11 protein-coding genes are annotated in these 14,812 nt (G+C 68.1%); 6 read left to right on the top strand and 5 right to left on the bottom strand.

What is annotated here, in order from left to right; translation table 11 throughout:
- Positions 1-81: 81 nt before the first annotated feature.
- From mfd to AC06FD_RS08300, 4 genes are all read left to right on the top strand, one after another.
- Positions 82-3,549, top strand: a complete 3,468-nt coding sequence (mfd, locus tag AC06FD_RS08315; RefSeq protein WP_478077545.1) for a transcription-repair coupling factor — start codon at positions 82-84, stop codon at positions 3,547-3,549.
- Positions 3,550-3,638: 89 nt separating this feature from the next.
- Positions 3,639-4,160, top strand: a complete 522-nt coding sequence (locus AC06FD_RS08310) for a hypothetical protein (protein WP_259203958.1) — start codon at positions 3,639-3,641, stop codon at positions 4,158-4,160.
- A gap of 50 nt (positions 4,161-4,210) precedes the next feature.
- Complete coding sequence (locus AC06FD_RS08305) at positions 4,211-4,816, top strand: HD-GYP domain-containing protein (protein ID WP_478077544.1); 606 nt, start codon at positions 4,211-4,213, stop codon at positions 4,814-4,816.
- 393 nt (positions 4,817-5,209) lie between these two features.
- Positions 5,210-5,410: a hypothetical protein gene (locus AC06FD_RS08300; RefSeq protein WP_478077543.1), complete on the top strand. Its 201-nt coding sequence runs from the start codon at positions 5,210-5,212 to the stop codon at positions 5,408-5,410.
- Positions 5,411-5,586: 176 nt separating this feature from the next.
- Here AC06FD_RS08300 and AC06FD_RS08295 read toward each other — a convergent pair whose 3' ends face one another.
- The 3 genes from AC06FD_RS08295 to AC06FD_RS08285 form a co-directional block, all read right to left on the bottom strand.
- The gene (locus AC06FD_RS08295; protein WP_478077542.1) at positions 5,587-7,683 is read right to left on the bottom strand and encodes a M13 family metallopeptidase; all 2,097 of its coding nucleotides are present in this window, start codon (positions 7,681-7,683) and stop codon (positions 5,587-5,589) included.
- A 627-nt stretch (positions 7,684-8,310) separates the two neighbouring features.
- Positions 8,311-9,060, bottom strand: coding sequence for a 2,3-diphosphoglycerate-dependent phosphoglycerate mutase (gene gpmA, locus AC06FD_RS08290; RefSeq protein ID WP_478077541.1), 750 nt, complete (start codon positions 9,058-9,060; stop codon positions 8,311-8,313).
- A gap of 76 nt (positions 9,061-9,136) precedes the next feature.
- Positions 9,137-10,168: a cation diffusion facilitator family transporter gene (locus AC06FD_RS08285; protein ID WP_478047663.1), complete on the bottom strand. Its 1,032-nt coding sequence runs from the start codon at positions 10,166-10,168 to the stop codon at positions 9,137-9,139.
- Between the two features lie 251 nt (positions 10,169-10,419).
- Here AC06FD_RS08285 and AC06FD_RS08280 point away from each other — a divergent pair, with 251 nt between their 5' ends.
- Entirely contained in the window at positions 10,420-11,547 is a 1,128-nt protein-coding gene (locus tag AC06FD_RS08280; protein WP_478077540.1) for a metallophosphoesterase, read from the top strand.
- A 17-nt stretch (positions 11,548-11,564) separates the two neighbouring features.
- On the opposite strand, the gene AC06FD_RS08275 is transcribed toward AC06FD_RS08280, so the two are convergent.
- Together AC06FD_RS08275 and AC06FD_RS08270 are read right to left on the bottom strand one after the other, a co-directional pair.
- A complete protein-coding gene (locus AC06FD_RS08275; RefSeq protein ID WP_259203950.1) occupies positions 11,565-12,701 on the bottom strand; it encodes a fatty acid desaturase family protein in 1,137 nt (378 codons plus the stop codon).
- A 2-nt stretch (positions 12,702-12,703) separates the two neighbouring features.
- Positions 12,704-13,780, bottom strand: a complete 1,077-nt coding sequence (locus tag AC06FD_RS08270; RefSeq protein ID WP_478077539.1) for a ferredoxin reductase — start codon at positions 13,778-13,780, stop codon at positions 12,704-12,706.
- A 92-nt stretch (positions 13,781-13,872) separates the two neighbouring features.
- Here AC06FD_RS08270 and fabR point away from each other — a divergent pair, with 92 nt between their 5' ends.
- Entirely contained in the window at positions 13,873-14,538 is a 666-nt protein-coding gene (gene fabR, locus AC06FD_RS08265) for an HTH-type transcriptional repressor FabR (protein WP_228886691.1), read from the top strand.
- Positions 14,539-14,812 lie beyond the last annotated feature (274 nt).

The following is a 14,812-nucleotide window of genomic DNA, read 5'->3' as shown; positions in this document are numbered from 1 at the left end:
AGCGGCGTGGTGCGCGGGCCGACCGGCACCCCGCCGGGCTGACACGGTCGTGACCGCGCCGTCTGCTAAAATCGGCGGTTCATGTCACGCACCTCCTATCCCGCACCGCCGCTGCCACGTCCCGGTCAGCTCCGCGCCTGGTGGCGCACTCCCGCTTCGGCCACTGCGCTGGCGTGGTATGTCGCCCGTGCCGCCGAGGTCCATGACGGGCCGCTGCTGTTCATTGCACGCGACAACCACGGGGCCAACCAGATCGAGGCGGATCTGCGCACCCTGCTGGGCGGCGACTCGGACCTGCCGGTGGTGGTGTTCCCGGATTGGGAAACCCTGCCCTACGACGCCTTCAGCCCGCACCCGGACATCATTTCCCAGCGCCTGGCCGCGCTGCACCAGCTGCCCTCGCTCACCCGCGGCATCGTGGTGGTGCCGGTGCAGACGTTGCTGCAGCAGTTGGCCCCGCTCAAATACATCATCGGCGGCAGCTTCGACCTGAAGGTCGGCCAGCGCTTGGACCTGGACGCGGAGAAGCGCCGGCTGGAAGCGGCCGCCTACCGCAACGTGCCGCAGGTGATGGACCCGGGCGATTTCGCGGTGCGTGGCGGCCTGCTCGACGTGTTCCCGATGGGCGCCGAGGCGCCGCTGCGGATCGAGCTGCTCGACGAGGACATCGATTCGATCCGTGCGTTCGACCCGGAAAGCCAGCGCTCGCTCGACAAGGTCGACGCGGTGCGGATGCTGCCGGGCCGCGAAGTGCCGCTGGACGACCTGGCCGTGTCGCGGGTGCTGGCCACCCTGCGCGAGCGTTTCGACGTGGATACCCGGCGCAGCGCGCTGTACCAGGACCTCAAGGCCGGGCTGGCACCGGCGGGCGTGGAGTACTACCTGCCGTTGTTCTTCGACCAGACCGCCACGCTGTTCGACTACCTGCAGCCGAACGTGCTGCCGCTGATCGGGGTCGGTGTGGGCGAGGCGGCCGCTGCGTTCTGGGCACAGACCGGCAACCGTTACGAGCAGCGCCGCCACGACGTGGAGCGCCCGCTGCTGGCACCGTCGGAGCTGTACCTCAGCCCGGAGGGCTTGAACGCCAAGCTCAATGCACTGCCGCGCATCGACATCTGGGCCGCCGACCATCCGCGCATCGAGGACGCGCAGCCGCTGGGCGACCAGCCGTTGCCGCCGCTGCCGGTGGCCGCGCGCGATGCCCCCGCCGGCGAAGCGCTGAAATCCTTCCTCGGCCATTACCCGGGCCGGGTGCTGATCGCCGCCGATTCGCCGGGGCGCCGCGAGGCGCTGCTGGAGGTGCTGCAGGCCGCCGAACTGAAACCGCCGGTGCTGGGCGACCTGCCGGCGTTCCTGGCCGACGCCGGCACCCGGTTTGCGATCACCGTGGCGCCGTTGGAAGACGGCTTCGCGCTGGATGCACCGCGGATCGCGGTGCTCACCGAGCGCCAGTTGTTCCCCGAGCGGGCCGGCACTACCCGCCGCAGCCGCCGGGTCGGGCGCGAGCCCGAAGCGATCATCCGTGACCTGGGCGAGCTGACCGAAGGCGCGCCGATCGTCCATGAAGACCACGGCGTGGGCCGCTACCGCGGGCTGATCGTGCTCGATGCCGGCGGCATGCCGGGCGAATTCCTGGAGATCGAGTACGCCAAGGGCGACCGCCTGTACGTGCCGGTCGCGCAGCTGCACCTGATCAGCCGTTATTCCGGCGCCTCGGCCGAGACCGCGCCGCTGCACTCGCTCGGCGGCGAGCAGTGGACCAAGGCCAAGCGCAAGGCGGCCGAGAAGGTCCGCGACGTGGCCGCCGAACTGCTGGAGATCCAGGCCCGCCGCCGCGCGCGTGCCGGACTGGCACTGCACGTGGACCGCTCGATGTACGAACCGTTCGCGGCCGGCTTCCCGTTCGAGGAAACCCCGGACCAGCTCGCCGCGATCGATGCCACCCTGCGCGACCTTGCCAGCAGCCAGCCGATGGACCGCGTGGTCTGCGGCGACGTCGGCTTCGGCAAGACCGAGGTGGCGGTACGTGCCGCGTTCGCTGCCGCCAGCGCCGGCAAGCAGGTCGCCGTGCTGGTGCCGACCACGCTGCTGGCCGAACAGCACTACCGCAACTTCCGCGACCGCTTCGCCGATTGGCCGTTGCGGGTGGAGGTGCTGTCGCGCTTCAAGAGCACCAAGGAGATCAAGGCCGAGCTGGAGAAGGTCGCCGAGGGCACCATCGACGTGATCATCGGCACCCATCGCCTGCTGCAGCCGGACGTGAAGTTCAAGGACCTCGGCCTGGTGGTGGTGGACGAGGAACAGCGCTTCGGCGTGCGCCAGAAGGAAGCGCTGAAGGCGATGCGCGCCAACGTGCACCTGCTGACCCTGACCGCTACCCCGATCCCGCGCACGTTGAACATGGCCATGGCCGGCCTGCGCGACCTGTCGATCATCGCCACCCCGCCGCCGAACCGGCTGGCCGTGCAGACCTTCATCACCGCCTGGGACAACGCGCTGCTGCGCGAAGCATTCCAGCGCGAACTGGCGCGTGGTGGCCAGCTGTACTTCCTGCACAACGACGTGGAAAGCATCGGCCGGATGCAGCGCGACCTGGCCGAGCTGGTGCCCGAGGCGCGCATCGGCATCGCCCACGGGCAGATGCCCGAGCGCGAGCTGGAGCGGGTGATGCTGGACTTCCAGAAGCAGCGCTACAACGTGCTGCTGTCCACCACGATCATCGAATCGGGCATCGACATCCCCAACGCCAACACCATCATCATCAACCGCGCCGACCGCTTCGGCCTGGCCCAGCTGCACCAGCTGCGTGGCCGCGTGGGTCGTTCGCACCACCGCGCCTATGCCTACCTGGTGGTGCCGGACAAGCGCGCGATGACCCCGGACGCGGAGAAGCGGCTGGATGCGATCGCCTCGATGGACGAACTGGGTGCCGGCTTTACCCTGGCCACCCACGACCTGGAAATCCGCGGCGCCGGCGAACTGCTCGGCGAAGACCAGAGCGGGCAGATGGCCGAGGTCGGCTTCAGCCTGTACACCGAGCTGCTCGAACGTGCGGTACGCAGCATCCGGCTGGGCAAGCTGCCTGACCTGGATGCCGGCGAAGAAGCGCGCGGCGCCGAAGTGGAACTGCATGTGCCGGCCTTGATCCCGGACGACTACCTGCCCGACGTGCATACCCGCCTGACCCTGTACAAGCGCATCAGCAGCGCGCGCGACACCGATGAACTACGCGAGCTGCAGGTGGAAATGATCGACCGTTTCGGCCTGCTGCCGGATCCGGCCAAGCACCTGTTCGCCATCGCCGAGCTCAAGCTGCAGGCCAACACGCTGGGTGTGCGCAAGCTGGAGCTGGGCGAGAACGGCGGACGCATCGTGTTCGAGGCCAAGCCGGCCATCGATCCGATGGCGGTCATCCAGATGATCCAGAAGCAACCCAAGCTGTACAGCATGGACGGCCCGGACAAGCTGCGCATCAAGCACCCGCTGCCGTTGCCCGAAGACCGCTTCAGTGCGGCCAAGGCACTGCTGCTGACCCTCACCCCGGGCTGATCGGCCGCCCCATTGATCCCTCGACGCGCCTCCGCTGCTGCGGGCCGGGGCCGCGTATGCACTTACAGCCCGCGACAAGGAGTGTTGCTTTGAAACGATTCCAAACCCTGCTGTTGGCCGCCGGCCTGGCCCTGCTCAGCGCCTGTAGTGGCAACGGCAGCGGCATGACCGCCAGCGAGTACCTGACCGAAAACGTCGCGCTGTGGAATGGCACCACCATGACCGTGCAGCAGTGGACCATCGGTCCGCGCGGCGAGCAGCTGCAGAAGGCGCTGGGCGAAGGCAAGGGCCTGGCCACGTTCAAGTCCGGGCTGGAAGGCGCGCGCGCAGAGACCCGGCAGCACCTGGCGATGATCGACCAGATGCCACCGGACGAGGACGCCAAGGACGTGCACCAGAAGCTGCGTACCTACGTGCAGAGCGCGGATGAAATGTTCGGCATCCTGCTGGAGATCGCCGCGCTGCCGGACGGCTACGACAAGGCCCAGATCATGCCGCTGGCCGAGAAGCTGCAGGCCGTGGGCAATCGCATCGATGGCGAAATGCAGGCCCTGGACGCGGCGCAGGACGCCTACGCCAAGAAGCACGGCATCCAGCTGCAACGGCATTGATCCCACCGCCCCCGGCCGCACCGCAGCCGGGGGCGCTGCAAGAACGTCACGTGACCGATTCTTCCCCATTCGGCGCCAGCCACGCGCTGGCCTGCTCCATTGACGCACTGTCGCTTTCGCTGCAGTTGCGCGATGCCTATACCCGCCTCCACTGCGACCGCGTGGGCCTGCTGGCCACCGCGCTGGCCCGCCACTGCGGCCTCGATCCAGCGCAGTGCACCCGCATCGGACTGGCGGCCTGCTTCCACGACATCGGCAAGATCGGCATCCCCGACGAGGTGCTGCTCAGCAGCGGCGGCCACGACGACGCCGCGCAGGCGATCATGCGCCAGCACCCCGAACACGGCGAACGCATCTTCCTGGCCACCGGACGCGGCGATGCCGTCGACGTGGCCCGCCTGATCCGCGCGCATCATGAAGCCTTCGACGGCAGCGGTTATCCCGATGGCCTGCGTGGCGACGCGATTCCACTCGGCGCACGCATCCTGACCATCGTCGACGCCTGGGATGCCATGACCAGCGACCGGCCCTACCGCGACGCGATGGACCCCGCCCGTGCCATGCGCCTCCTCGATGACGCCGCCGGCGGCCTGGTCGATCCCTACCTGCTGGGTGCCTTCCAGGACCTGCAGCGACGCGAACCGGCGTTGGCCTGACGCCCACGGTCCGGCCGCACGCACGCGACGGAGTTCCCGTGGCCTGCGCCCGGTCGCCGTGCATAGCAACAGGCGATCGACGCGCTCGCGAACAGGAGGGCGTCAATGGCCGCGGATGCGCGGCCAGCCATTGTTGGCCGCCCCTGAAGCCCTTTCACGGCTACGTCATAGTGACAGGCCAGCCATACGAACCCCACCAACACCCCAGGAACCGAGGGCTACAGGACGTACGCCGTCACGTGGATCAGCACGACCGCTCAAGGGAGGTTGAAAGGAATGACACAGAGAACATGGGGGTTCCCAATCACGGGGAACGACGTAAGTGATGCACTAACGTGCAACGTTCGATCCGATGAACGTTGGCACGTATTGCATATGGATGTGCTATCGGGAATGGCGTCAACGAACGCGCTGGATGAACGTCGAGAGACGTTGACGGGTGGACCGGCAGAGATGGTCACGGCAGACCTCTGCGAGGCGCTGGCCGGCGCTCCGCAAGTCTGGGTGCTGGACATTCGGCTGGCGTCGGACGCTGCCGTTCAGCTCTACATTGAAGATGGCGAAGTGTTCGAGGTGAATTTGAACCGCGCATAGTGGCGGGTACGCTCCTTCCTTGCAGATCTGGCGGGCCGTAGATCTGGCACGCCCGTCCGCATTTGGAAATCGCCAGACCCAGACAAAAACGCCGCGATCCCGATGGGGATCGCGGCGTTTGGCTGAACGTGCAGTACGGCGTTGGGTGGCGCTTTTTTCCACTCAACGCGCTGCGATCACCAGATCACGACACGCTTGTCGTCGGCACGCACCATCGCATCGCCGGCCTTGCACTCGAATGCCTTGGCATACGCCGGCATGTTCGACGGCGCGCCATTGGCACGGAAGTTGGCCGGGGCGTGCGGGTCGGTGTTCAGGCGCACGCGCAGCTCGCCTTCGTTGAAGTTGCGGCGCCACACGGTGGCCCAGTTCATGAAGAAGCGCTGGTCCTGGCTGTGGCCATCGACGGCCACGTTGGCCTTCGGGTCTTCCTTCAGCGCCATCTGCAGCGCGTCGTACGCCACGGTCAGGCCCCCCAGGTCGCCGATATTCTCGCCCAGGGTCAGCTTGCCCTTCACGTTCACGCCCGGCAGCGACTCGTAGCCGTCGAACTGCGCCACCAGCTGGTCGGTGCGGCCGGTGAAGGCCTTGCGGTCGCTGTCGGTCCACCAGTTGTCGAAGTTGCCGTTGGCCGCGAACTGGCTGCCCGAGTCATCGTAGCCGTGCATCATTTCATGGCCGATCACCGCACCGATGCCGCCGTAGTTCAGCGCCGGATCGGCCTTGGCGTCGAAGAACGGCGCCTGCAGGATCGCCGCCGGGAACACGATCTCGTTCTTGGTGGCGTTGTAGTAGGCGTTGACGGTCTGCGGGGTCATGCCCCACTCGGTCTTGTCCACCGGCTTGCCGATCTTGTTCAACATGTAGCGGTAGTTGAACGCGCGCGCGGCCTGCATGTTGCCCAGGTAGCTGTCGGCGTTGGTTTCAAAGCCCGACCAGTCGCGCCACTTGTCCGGGTAGCCGATCTTCGGGGTGAAGCTGGCCCACTTCTCCAGCGCCTTCTTGCGCGTGTCCTCGCCCATCCATTCGAGCTTCTCCAGGCGTGCCTTCAGCGCCGCCGAGAGGTTCTCCACCAGGTGCTGCATCTGCACCTTGGACTCGGCCGGGAACACCGCGTTGACGTACATCTGGCCCAGGCCTTCGCCGATCGCGCCATTGACCGACTCCAGTACGCGCTTCCAGCGCGGCTGCATTTCCTTCTGGCCACGCAGGGTGGTGCTGTAGAAGTCGAAGTTGGCCTTCTCGAACGCGCTGCTCAGGTACGGCGACGCGTCATCGATGGTGTGGAAGCGCAGGTAGGCCTGCCAGGTGCTGGCCGGCACATCGGCGAGCATCTTGTCCACTTCGGTGAAGAACGCCGGCTGGGCCAGCGAGAACTTCTGCGCGGCCGGCACCTTGAGGGTGTCGAACAGCGCGGTCCAGCTGAAGTTCGGGGTGAGCGTGTCGGCTTCAACGGCGCTCACCGGGTTGTAGCGCTTGGCCGGGTCACGCATCTCGATGCGCGACATCGAGGCCTTGGCCAGCCGCGTTTCGAAGTCCATCACCGCCTTGGCCTGGGTCTTGGCCTGCGCGGCGTCGACGCCGGACAGGGTCAGCACCTGGGCGATGTACGCGACGTAGGCATCGCGGATCTTGGCCTGCGCATCGTCGACGTAATAGCCCTTCTCCGGCAGGCCCAGGCCGCCCTGGCCGACATAGGCGATGACATTGGCCGAGTCCTTGTAATCGGCATTGGCGAACAGCGAGAACAGCACGCCCTGGCCCTGCGCCTGGCTGTCGCGCAGGTACCGGGTGATGGCGGCGGTGTCGTTGAGGGCGGCGATCGTGTCCAGCTGCGGCTGCAGCGGGGTGATGCCGGCAGCTTCGATTTTGGCTTCGTCCGAACCGGTCTTCCAGATGTCGCCGATCTTGGCTTCCACCGAGCCGGCCTTGGCCTGGCTGGCGGCGGCCTGCTGCACCAGCGCGTGCTGCACTTCGAGCGAGCGCTCGCGCAGGATCTCGAAGCTGCCCCAGGTGGTCTGGTCGTTGGGCACCGGGTTGGCGGTGAGCCACTTGCTGTTGACGAAACCGTTGAGGTCCGTGCACGCGGCGATCGACGGATCCAGGTCGGCGCTGTTGAGCGAGATCGGCGGGGTCTTGATCTGCGACATGTCGAAGGCCGGCTTGGCCGTGTCGGCGGTCGCGGCGGGCGCGGGATCGGTCTTGCCGCAGGACGCCAGGGAGGCGGCGATGGCGACGGTCAGGCCCAGCGGGACCAGCTTGGAAAACTTCATTCGACTCTCCGGCTACAGATGGATGCATCGCCCGGATCACGGGCAATCAGGCAGCGTAGCGCGCGCGCGGCGGCGGGGGACCGGCCAAAGGTCACCCCGCCACGCCATGCGTGCCTGACGGTGCCCGGCCTAACGGTAGAGCCACGCCATGCGTGGCTGCGGTATCCGGCATCGCGACAGCCACCCATGGGGTGGCTCTACGTGGCGTACCCTCGTGGCGCCGCGCCACGCGTGGCTGCGCGGTATCCGGCCTAATGGTAGAGCCACGCCATGCGTGGCTGCGCGGTATCCGGCCTAACGGTAGAGCCACGCCATGCGTGGCTGCGGTATCCGGCATTGCGGGCAGCCACCCATGGGGTGGCTCTACGTGGCGTGCCCTCGTGGCGCCACGCCATGCGGGCCTGCGCGGTATCCGGCCTAAACGTGTAGAGCCACGCCACGCGTGGCTGCGGTATCCGGCATCGCGACAGCCACCCATGGGGTGGCTCTACGTGGCGTACCCTCGTGGCGCCACGCCATGCGGGCCTGCGCGGTATCCGACCTAACGGTAGAGCCACGCCATGCGTGGCTGCGGTATCCGGCATTGCGGGCAGCCACCCATGGGGTGGCTCTACGCGGTCGTTCGGGTTACTTGGCCTTGCCCTGGTTCGCCACGGCCTCTGCGGCCTTGCGGGCGGCTTCCGGGTCGCCGAGGTAACGGAACGACTGCACGCTCAGGTCATCGTTCAATTCGAACAGCAACGGAATGCCGGTCGGGATGTTGAGCTCCAGGATGGCGTCCTGCGGGACGTTGTTGAGGTACTTGTACAGCGCGCGCAGCGAATTGCCGTGCGCGGTCACCAGCACCGTCTTGCCGTCCTTCAGCTGCGGGGCGATCGCATCGAACCAGTACGGCAGCACGCGGTCCAGCGTGGTGGCCAGCGACTCGGTGCCCGGCAGCGCATTGCGGTCCAGGCCGGCGTAGCGGCGGTCGTGGATCGGATGGCCCGGGTCTTCGATGTCCATCGCCGGCGGCGGGATGTCGTAGGAACGGCGCCAGATCTTGACCTGGTCCTCGCCGTGCTTGGCGGCGGTCTCGGCCTTGTCCAGGCCCTGCAGGCCGCCGTAGTGGCGCTCGTTCAAGCGCCAGCTCTTGCTCACCGGCAGCCAGTCCTGGTCCAGCTCGGCCAATGCACCCTGCAGGGTATGGATGGCGCGCTTGAGCACCGAGGTATGCGCCACATCGAACTGCAGCCCTTCCTCGCGCATCAGGCGGCCGGCGGCGGCGGCCTCGCGGCGTCCCTGTTCGGTCAGTTCCACGTCCACCCAACCGGTGAAGCGGTTGTCCAGGTTCCACTGGCTCTGGCCGTGGCGCAACAGTACGAGTTTCCGGGTCACTGCAGTATCTCCGACAGATGGCAAGGCAGACCCGCATTGTAGCGGCAAGCCTGCCCTGCCCCGCACCCGGCCCGGTTCAGGGATGCGGATGGCCGTGGTGGCCCTGCGCGTCGGGCCCGGTGCGGCGGCCGTCTGTTGCGGCATGCGCGTGGTCGGCGTGGCCGTGGGCGTGGTCGCCGTGGTCATGACCGGCATGCGCATCGCCCGCCTTCGGGCTGCCCACGCTGCAGCTGTCGCCGCAGTGGTCCGCCTCGATCTGCAGGGTCACGTGGTCGATATCGAACGCCTCATGCAGCGCCGTGCCCAGCACGCGCCGCAGCGCATCGGCGTCGATGCCGTCGGCCATCACCACGTGCGCGGTCAGTGCGGGCGTGCTGGACGCCAGCGCCCAGACGTGCAGGTCATGCACATCCACCACGCCCGGCTGTGCGCACAGGGTCTGGCGCACGGCATGCACGTCCATGCCCTTGGGCACGCCTTCCAGCAGCACGTTGATCGCCTCGCGCATCAGCACCCAGGTGCGCGGCAGCACCCACAGGCCGATCAGCACGGCCAGGATAGGATCGATCGGCTTCCAGCCGGTCCAGCGGATCAGCAGCGCGCCGATGATCACCGCGACCGAGCCGAGCATGTCGGCCCACACTTCCAGGTAGGCGCCCTTCACGTTGAGGCTCTCACCGCTGCCGGCGCGCAGCAGGCGCATGGAGACGAGGTTGATGCCCAGGCCGATCGCGGCGATCACCAGCATGCCAGTGGACGCGATCTCCTGCGGTTGGCGGAAGCGGGCGATCGCCTCCCACAGGATGTAGGCCGCCACCACGAACAGCATGCCGCCATTGATCATCGCGCCGAGCGCTTCCAGCCGCGCGTAGCCATAGGTGCGCTTGGCGTCGGGCGGGCGTCGGCTCAGCCGCACCGCGACCAGCGCGATCATCAGCGCCAGGGTGTCGGTGGCCATGTGCGCCGCATCGGACAGCAACGCCAGGCTGTTGGTCCAGAACGCACCGACCACCTCCACCACCAGGAACGTGGTGGTCAGGCCGAGGGCCCACCACAGGGGCTTCTCGTGGCGGATTTCGCTAGGCAGGTGATCGTGGTCGTGACCCATAACGGTGTCTCCAGGGCAATGCGCGCAGGGTAAGCAGCCGCTCGCGCGGAGACTATTACACTTGAGCCGGCGTTCATTTTGTAATGACATGACATGACACCCGTGCGTGGGCATGACGATCTCGGGCGCGAGCCGCCTGTTGCGGCACATCCGGCAGTACCAACGGCGCATCCCGGGCACGGCATGGGCGGCGTAGGATCACCGCGTGGGCGTTGGCCTGCACCGTTCTCCGCTGTCCAAGGACTCCATCGATGCCGCTCCGTCGTTCATTGCGCCTGTCGTGCGCGCTGCTCCCGTCCGCCCTGCTGCTGTGCACCTCCGTCGCCGCCCGCGAGGTGCCGCAACCCGCCGAGCATGTGGATGCCGATGGTCCCTATGTGTTCCTCACCGCCAAGGGCCGCGAGGCCGAGTGGGTCTGCAACGACCACGTGGTGCGCCGCACGCTGCCGGCGCGAGACGATGCCAGCGTGGTGCTGCCCGAGTGCGGCTACCCGCACCCGCTGCACGTGCTGTCGCCGCGCACGGCCGAGGTGGCGCAGTACCCGGCCACGCCGCGCATCGTCGCCGTGTCGGACATCCACGGCCAGTACGGCCTGCTGGTCACGCTGCTGCGCGCCCACCACGTGATCGATGCGCAGGACCAGTGGTCGCTGGGCGACGCCACCCTGGTGGTGGCCGGCGATGTCTTCGACCGCGGCCCGCAGGTCACCGAAGCGTTCTGGCTGCTGTACAGCCTGCAGCAGCAGGCCCACGCCGTCGGCGGCGCGGTGCACTTCGTGCTCGGCAACCACGAGACGATGGTGCTCTACGACGACCTGCGCTACGTCAACCCGAAGTACCTCAAGAGCGCACAGCTGCTGGGCCGCAGCTACCCGGCGCTGTACGGCGCCGATTCGGTGATCGGCCAGTGGCTGCGCACCCGCCCGGTGCTGCTGAAGATCGGCGACACCCTGTTCCTGCACGGCGGCATCGCGCCGGACAACCTGGACCTGGTGCGCGACATGGATAGCACCAATGCCACCTACCAGGCCTCGGTCGGGCTGCCGCGCGACCAGGTCAAGGCCGCGCCTGACAGCGCACGCCTGTTCGACGGCAAGACGAGCCCGATCTGGTACCGCGGCTATTTCGACGGGCAGATGGACACCGCCCAGGTCGATGCGCTGCTCGGCCAGCTTGCGCTGAAGCGGATCGTGGTCGGCCACACCTCGATGCCACACGTCGGCAGCTTCCACGGCGACCGCATCATCGCCATCGACAGCAGCATCAAGAACGGCGAGAACGGCGAGTTGCTGTTCATCGAGGACGGAAAGCTCAGCCGCGGCCTGCTCGACGGCAGCCGGGTGCCGCTGGCTGAAGGGACGATGGGCCTGGAAGACTGAGGCCCACCGTCCGCCGCTCAGCCCTGTTGCACCTGCGGCTGGGCGGTGGCTGCCGCGCGCGCGGCCGCGCGGCCGGGCTTGCTCGGAAACGCGTGGCGCAGGATCCGCCACATCACCTGGCCAAACTGCTTGGGCAGCGAGCCGGTGTTGTAGTGCTGGCCGTAGCGCGCGCAGATCGCCTTCACTTCCACCGCGATCGCCGCATAGCGGTTGGCCGGCACGTCCGGGTAGAAATGGTGCTCGATCTGGTGGCTGAGGTTGCCCGACATCAGGTTCATCAGCTTGCCGCCGGTCAGGTTGGACGAGCCGCGCAGCTGGCGCAGGTACCAGTGGCCCCGGCTCTCATCGCGCACGCATTCCTTGGGGAAGGTCTCGGCATCGGCGGTGAAGTGGCCGCAGAAGATGATGACGTAGGTCCACACGTTGCGGATCAGGTTGGCCACCACGTTGCCCAGCAGCACTGGCAGGAAGAACGGGCCGGCCAGCGCGGGGAACAGCAGGTAGTCCTTGAACATCTGGCTGCCCATCTTGCGCCCGACCGGGCGCGCCTGCGCCAGCAGCTGGCGGAAGGTGATCTTGCCGGCGAACCAGCGGCCCAGACGCAGGTCCTGGATGGCGATGCCCCATTCGAACAGCAGCGCGAACACCACCGCCACCACCGGCTGCGTCAGGTAGAACGGGCGCCAGCGCTGTTCGGGGAAGATCCGCAGCAGCCCATAGCCGATATCGTCGTCCAGGCCACGCACGTTGGTGTAGGTGTGGTGGCGGAAGTTGTGGGTCTTGCGCCAGTTGTCGGCGGTGCCGACGATGTCCCACTCGTAGGTGCTGCCCTGCAGCTGCGGGTCGCCCATCCAGTCGTACTGGCCGTGGATGACGTTGTGCGCCAGCTCCATGTTTTCCAGGATCTTGGACACTGCCAGCAGCAGCACGCCGGCGATCCACGCCGGAATCAGCACGCTGTGCACGAAGGCGCCGAGGAACAGCAGCGCGCGGCCGGCCACGCCGGTCCAGCGCACGCCGGCCACCACGCGGCGGATGTAGCGCGCGTCGGCTTCGCCCAGCGTGGCCAGCTGGCGCGCACGCAGCGCGTCGAGTTCATCGCCGAAGGACTGCAGGTCGGCGGCGGAAAGCGCACGGTTTTGCACGGAAGACATCGTCACAGCTCCAGGATCAGGTCGGTGCTGGCGCTGTTGACGCACAGCTTCACTTGCGTGGCCGGTTCATCGGCGTACTCGCCGGTCAGGGTGTGGCGGGTGACGCCGGACGCCTTGCCGCACACGCAGGTATTGCAGATGCCCATGCGGCAGCCGCTGGCCGGGCGCAGGCCTTCAGCCTCCAGCGCCTGCAGCAGCGAGGTACCGCGCGGCAGGGCCAGGGTGCGGCCGCTGCGGCGCAGCTCCACCTGCACGGTGCCGGTCTCCGCATCGGGCAGCACCGGCGGGGTGAAGGCTTCGGACTGCAGCGCGGCCACCTGGCCGTGCAGGCGCGCACGCGCCGCATCGACGAAGCCACCGGGGCCGCAGACCAGCACCTGCGCGTTGGCCAGGTCACCCAGCGCGTCGAAGGCGAAGGCATCCACGCGCGGCGACGGCGCCGACGGGTCGCGGGTCAGCGCCAGCTGCACGCGCAGGTTCGGGTGGCGCGCGGACAGCGCGGCCAGTTCCTCGGCAAAACACAGCTCTTCGCGGCGACGCGCCCAGTACACCAGGTCCACCTGCGCCGGCATGCCGGCAGCATCGAGCTGGCGCAGCAGCGCACGCATCGGGGTGATCCCGCTGCCAGCGGCCAGCAGCAGCAAGCGCTGCCCGGCGCGTGGAGCGAGGGTCATCTCGCCGAACGCCTGCCCCAGTTCGAAGGTGTCGCCGACGACGGCGCGCTGCGCCAGCTGCTGGCTGACCTTGCCGCCTTCGATCGCCTTGACCGTGATCGCCAGCGTGCCATCGGCCAGCGGGGTCGGGCTGTAGCTGCGCGACAGGCGGCGGCCATCCACGTCCACCCCGAGGGTGATGTGCTGGCCCGGCTGCAGGCCACGGAAATGCCGGTTCGGCCGCAGCACCAGGGTGACGGCGTCGGCGCTGGCCGGCTCGCGGGCGACCAGCCGCGCCCGCGCCCGGCGCAGGGTCCACAACGGATGCAGCCGCCCGGCCCAGAAGTCGAAGAGTTCTTCGGACACCCAGTGGCGGGGCGAGACGGGGTTGCGGCGGGAGGACGGCGGACGGGGTTTGGCGCTCATGGAACCACTATACGCACGCACATACAGGCGTGTATACAGTTGTATATTGAATGGACGGGCTATGATTCAGGGACTTGACCGCCCTGCGCCCGATGACCTCCCCAGACCTGCCCCTGTCCGCCGCCGACGATGCCCATCCGGCGCGCAAAGCCTCGATCTCGCGCGACGACCTGCTGGCCGCCGCGCTGGCCCTGATCGGCCCGCACCGCAGCGTCTCCACGCTCAGCCTGCGCGAGGTCGCGCGCGAGGCCGGCATCGCACCCAATTCGTTCTACCGCCAGTTCCGCGACATGGACGAGCTGACCGTGGCCCTGATCGACCTGGCCGGGCGCTCCCTGCGCACGATCATCGGCGAGGCGCGCCAGCGCGCGGCCTCCTCCGAGCGCAGCGTGATCCGGTTGTCGGTGGAAACCTTCTTCGAGCAGCTACGCGCCGACCACAAGCTGCTGCACGTGCTGTTGCGCGAAGGCAGCGCCGGCTCGGACGCGTTCAAGCAGGCCGTGGACCGCGAACTGAACTACTTCGAAGACGAACTGCGCCTGGACCTGATCCGCCTTGCCGCCGCCGACGGTGGCGCGGTACTGCACGAACCGGCGCTGGCGTCCAAGGCGATCACCCGGTTGGTGTTCGCGATGGGCGCCACCGCCGTAGACCAGCCGCAGGAGAAGGACGCCGAGCTGATCGAGCAGTTGTCGCAGATGCTGCGCATGATCATCACCGGCGCGCGCACCATCGCCGGCAACCCGCCGACGCGCTGACCCGCGCCACGCCTGCCGCCCCCTGGCCGCCGCCCGGCCCGCGCGTGGCGCCCACCAGCGCGGAGCGTCGCGCGCGTTGGCGCCTGTCCAGACGGTGGCGCCGTTGCACTGCCTCGACAGCAGCCTCCGCAGCCGATGCCCAAGGCTGCGCTGCGCCACGGAACGCGCCCTGATCGGTATCAAACGCCGTGCAGGCGTGCCATGCGCCATCACGCCATTGCGTCCCCTTCGTTCGCCGCGCACCACGTTGCCCAGGGCATGGACGCCGCAGCGC

The sequence above is a fragment of the Stenotrophomonas sp. Steno-Z1 genome, from assembly GCF_056393175.1.
Note: the sequence above shows the minus strand (reverse complement) of the source record. Positions and strands in the feature narration are given on the sequence as shown.